Genomic DNA, 4,093 nt, shown 5'->3' on the forward strand with positions numbered 1-4,093 from the left:
CCGAATTTTTATCCTCAATTTTCTGTCGTCCTCGCTACGGGGACGCCCAGTCGGGGGCTATTCTCGGACAGCCTCCTACGGTTCAGTCAGGGATCTTTCTTTGGCAATATCATTCGATAGCAAATGAGCCAATGGCAACTGTTTAATCAGGAGCCACCGTCAAATAAGCAGTATCTTGATAAACCCCTGCCGGCTTGCCGCTGATCTCACTATTTTGAATCGTGATGTTCAGCCGCATATTTTCAGAATTGCCATTATCGCAGTCGATGGAATCAGACGCTTGCCATGAGGGGTGTGTTTCATAGCCGCCACCTTCAGCAAGTGCTTTCGTATTGCCCTGCCCACTACTGCCGACTTTGCCAACAGCCAGGCCATATTCAATATTGTCATTACCATTGGACAGGAAAAACTGACCGCTCCCATAGGTACTTTCGCCACCAATTTTAAAATTGGTAGTGCCAAAACCGTAGACACAGAAGGTCTGCTCCTGATCGACATTGCTGCCAGCAGTATAATGAATGGTCATATCTTCCAGGCCGGAAATCCGCACCACAGGCTCCAGCTCAATAGAAACCGTAAATTCAACTTCAACGGTGAGCTGAGGACTGTAGCGTTCGGCAATTAAGGTGAACTGGCTTTCGTACCGGTTGGTAAACGCGTTGTTGAGAATATCTGATCGCTGGATTTCAGCCCGCAGAATATACTCGTTATTTCTACACTGCTGATGTTGCTGGCTGGCCATAACATTGAAAGGTGCATTTAACAGATTATCAGAAAAACCACTTTGGGAGTCGCCATCTGCACCAACAAGGGTCAATGTAACGGGCAAGTGATTGGATCCGCCCTCAAGAACATACTGTCCATTCTGTTTGGGACCATCAAAGCGCACCTCTAAATCGTTCAGCACACGATTTTTTGGCCTGCCCAGATTTTCCCGGTATGCAATGAGACAAAACAAGCGGCCATCGGTTGCAGCCTCGGTAGCGCCACTGGTAATCTCTTCACCCCCCCACTGCCCCATATCAATGGGGTACAGTCGTTTAATTTTGATCCAGTATTCATAGGTTGAGTCACTGCTGTTGTCACAGTCGGCGTCGGACTTATTGCAATCACTATCAGCAAGGGAAACCGGAGAGAAAAAAAGTGTGAAGGCAACAATAAAAAAAGCATTGAGTAACATAATGCAGTACTCCTGTGACTACAGTTATTATTTTTGTCAGTAAGGTAGCCTCTCCACAAATCGAGTTATACCGATACCAGAACAGCCTCCCAAGCATAGTACCTGATTAACTCTGGCTTATGAAGATTAAGAGTTCAGACCGCAGTCACTGTGACGGTATCCCTGTATGCACCAGAAGATCCGTCCAGATAACTACGCAACGAGGCATTATAGGCGTTTGTTAGCACGGCAAAGGACAAGCGACATCGGTAGCATGTTTATGAAATATCCGGGCTGAGCCTCTGTGGTGAAAAAGCACTCGCTTATTCTTCTGCCTCACTCCTTTTACTTATCGCCAGCTGCCCCTCCAGCAGAGGTTCACACTGGGCATCAGCAAGATCGATGGTGCCCATCTGTAATACGTAACCGGCATCCAGTGGCTGTACTGGCAATTGGCATAGCCAGCCGTTATCAAGCTCTATCTGAAGGTTGCCTACATCCGAACGGGTTTCCAATTGGAACATACCGATATCATCGGTACTGCCAGGGAATAGGCCACCGTTAATACGGGCTCCTTCCAGTGGTTGACCATTAAACAGCAGTCGTCCAAATAGCAGTTGCAGTGGAATAGCTTCGTAATCCAGAGTTACCACATTGCCTGGGTAGAGCGTCACAGTTTTTTCCCGTTCATCAAAGCTGTACAGGGTTTCACCGGCCGGACTCAGGCTAACCCGATATTGCTCGTAGGGTGTCAGGGCAATAATGGATGGGGAGCCAGCAATGGCATAGCCACGACGCTGGCCATTTACCTTGACGTCAAATACATCACCGGCGCGACCTTCCAGGTTCACCACCAGGGCGCTCTCGGCACGCTCTTCACCACCCAGGGCAAACACGTCGCCATCGGTAAGAAAGCTGGTGTTCATACTGCCACCCCAGGAGGTGGTATTACTGTCACTGCTCCTGGTGTGGCTGGCACTGAAGCTGGCCCGGCCATAACGGTTAGCGTACTGCACGCTGCCATCCATACGTTCATCACCGGTGCCACCTTCAACGCCAGCATCAAAACGCAAATCACCATCCAGCAGATCACCATCATTCCACGAGGTAGAGATCCGCAGTCGTTCAGAGCGTTCGGTTTGACCATTTTGCCTGTTGATCTCTGCCCGTGGAGTGGCCCGAAAGTTCCAACGGTCTTGACGGTAACGGAAGCTGAAGCTGACCAGGCCAATCTGGGTATCACCGGACTTGCTCAAGCTCAAGGTCACATCGCCGTCGTAATCAAAGGTTCGAAACAGAGTGCGACGGTAATCCAAACTATGGGTACGGGTCGGGTCCTGCTCTTCATTATTGTCGTCATAGCTCTGGTTCAGGCTGTAACGATAGCCAAGGCTGCCGTCCAGCAGCGGCATTGCAGCCGAAACAGAGTGCTGTTCAAAGGCGTTGCCAAACAGGCCGGGGATTTCATTGCCATCACCATCAACCTCATCAGTTAATAACTCATCGCGCCATAAACGACGATAGTTGCCCGAAAGTGATAAGTCTGCCAGGCTCAGACGACTGTTGACGATAAAGCCTTTGCTGCCATTATCCGCCAGCATCAACGATGGAGAAATTTCATAACGGTAGCCGAAGTGGTAAAGCCCGAATTCCATCAGGGCATCGTCATTATTGATGGCCACCGCACCCGTAGCCGCCAGGGTATCGTGTACGCGGCGGCTGGTGCCCGCACGGGTCAGCCATTGTTTGGTAAGCTCTGGCAGGGCTTTATCCACTTGACGGTTCACCACCTGGCCGGTTTCTGCAAAGAACAGCCATTCACCGACGGGGGGGATCTGGCTCTGCTTGGCAAAGAAGCGGGTTTCTGTGGTGATCAGGTTGCCGGCCTCATCAACGATACGGATTTCAATATCATAAGCGCCACTGGGGAAGCCGGAGGTGTCCAGCTGCTGGGAACCCGCTTCGAAAAAAGCACTGTCGATCAGGCGGTCATCTTTGCGCACTTCCACCCGGCCACGGGTGGGCAGGAACACGGCTACCGGCATACCACCGGAGAAGTCCAGGTCTTCCCGGGTATTGTCGGAACTGTTTATGCGCAGGCCGACCATAGGCTGGTCAGAGGTCAGGTTCAGACCAAAACCACTGGTGGATAAAAGACCACCGTTGTATTCCAGTCCTTCAAAGTCCCGCTGACCATAGAACTGGCTGACGGAGAAGTGGTTGGTATCGGAATAGTCCCAGCTCCAATAGAGGCTGTTCTCTTCCCGGGCCGCCATGGTCAGCCCATTCAGCGTGTAACTGTTATCGCTGCTTTCAGAGCTGGAACCGGAAACTGCCGCAGAGAAGTTCTGCATCAGGGCAAAGCCTGCATCGGAAGGTGGCAGGTATTTGCGCACATCAGCTGCGCGGGTCAGCATAAAACGACGGTTGATGAATATGTCCACACGAAAGCGGGATTCATCAAAGATTACCCCAGCCACCGGTGTTGCCAGAATACCGCAGTTTTGTGACGAACCATTCAGGCACACCAGGTCAGCATGGCTGTTCAATTCGCCGGTCAGGGTGCTGACGATCAGTGCTGGGTCATTCAGGTTGCCAATCTGGCGAACCAGCTCGGCAGGGTTGGGCAATTCAATAATCGTTGGGCTAAATGAGGCCAACTGGGAACCGATATAGCGGTTGCCGAAATAGATATCTACCAGAGATTGCTGAGTGCCGCTCAGTTCTTCAAAACCGGGAGGGGGGTTGGTGGTGGCGAGAAAAATAGGCTCGTTGGCAAACGCCATGTGGCGCAGGGCGCACAGGAACAATGCAAAAAATAAACTAACAATGCACTTCCAACGACGCATAATGGGTGATCTTATCCTGGTTGTTTAACCTCAAATGCCCATGGCGCGTGAAAATATTTTGCGCCACCCTCAGGGATGAAAAATG

Annotated in this window: 2 protein-coding genes; both read right to left on the bottom strand. The window is 51.1% G+C overall.

Annotated elements, in window-relative coordinates; all coding sequences use genetic code 11:
• Nucleotides 1-142: 142 nt before the first annotated feature.
• Complete coding sequence (locus KDK14_RS20075) at nucleotides 143-1,180, bottom strand: hypothetical protein (protein ID WP_257267004.1); 1,038 nt, start codon at nucleotides 1,178-1,180, stop codon at nucleotides 143-145.
• A 302-nt stretch (nucleotides 1,181-1,482) separates the two neighbouring features.
• Complete coding sequence (locus KDK14_RS20080; RefSeq protein WP_257267005.1) at nucleotides 1,483-4,008, bottom strand: TcfC E-set like domain-containing protein; 2,526 nt, start codon at nucleotides 4,006-4,008, stop codon at nucleotides 1,483-1,485.
• Nucleotides 4,009-4,093: the final 85 nt, after the last annotated feature.

It is taken from the genome of Endozoicomonas sp. ONNA2, from assembly GCF_024606365.1.
Classification (GTDB): Bacteria; Pseudomonadota; Gammaproteobacteria; order Pseudomonadales; family Endozoicomonadaceae; genus Endozoicomonas.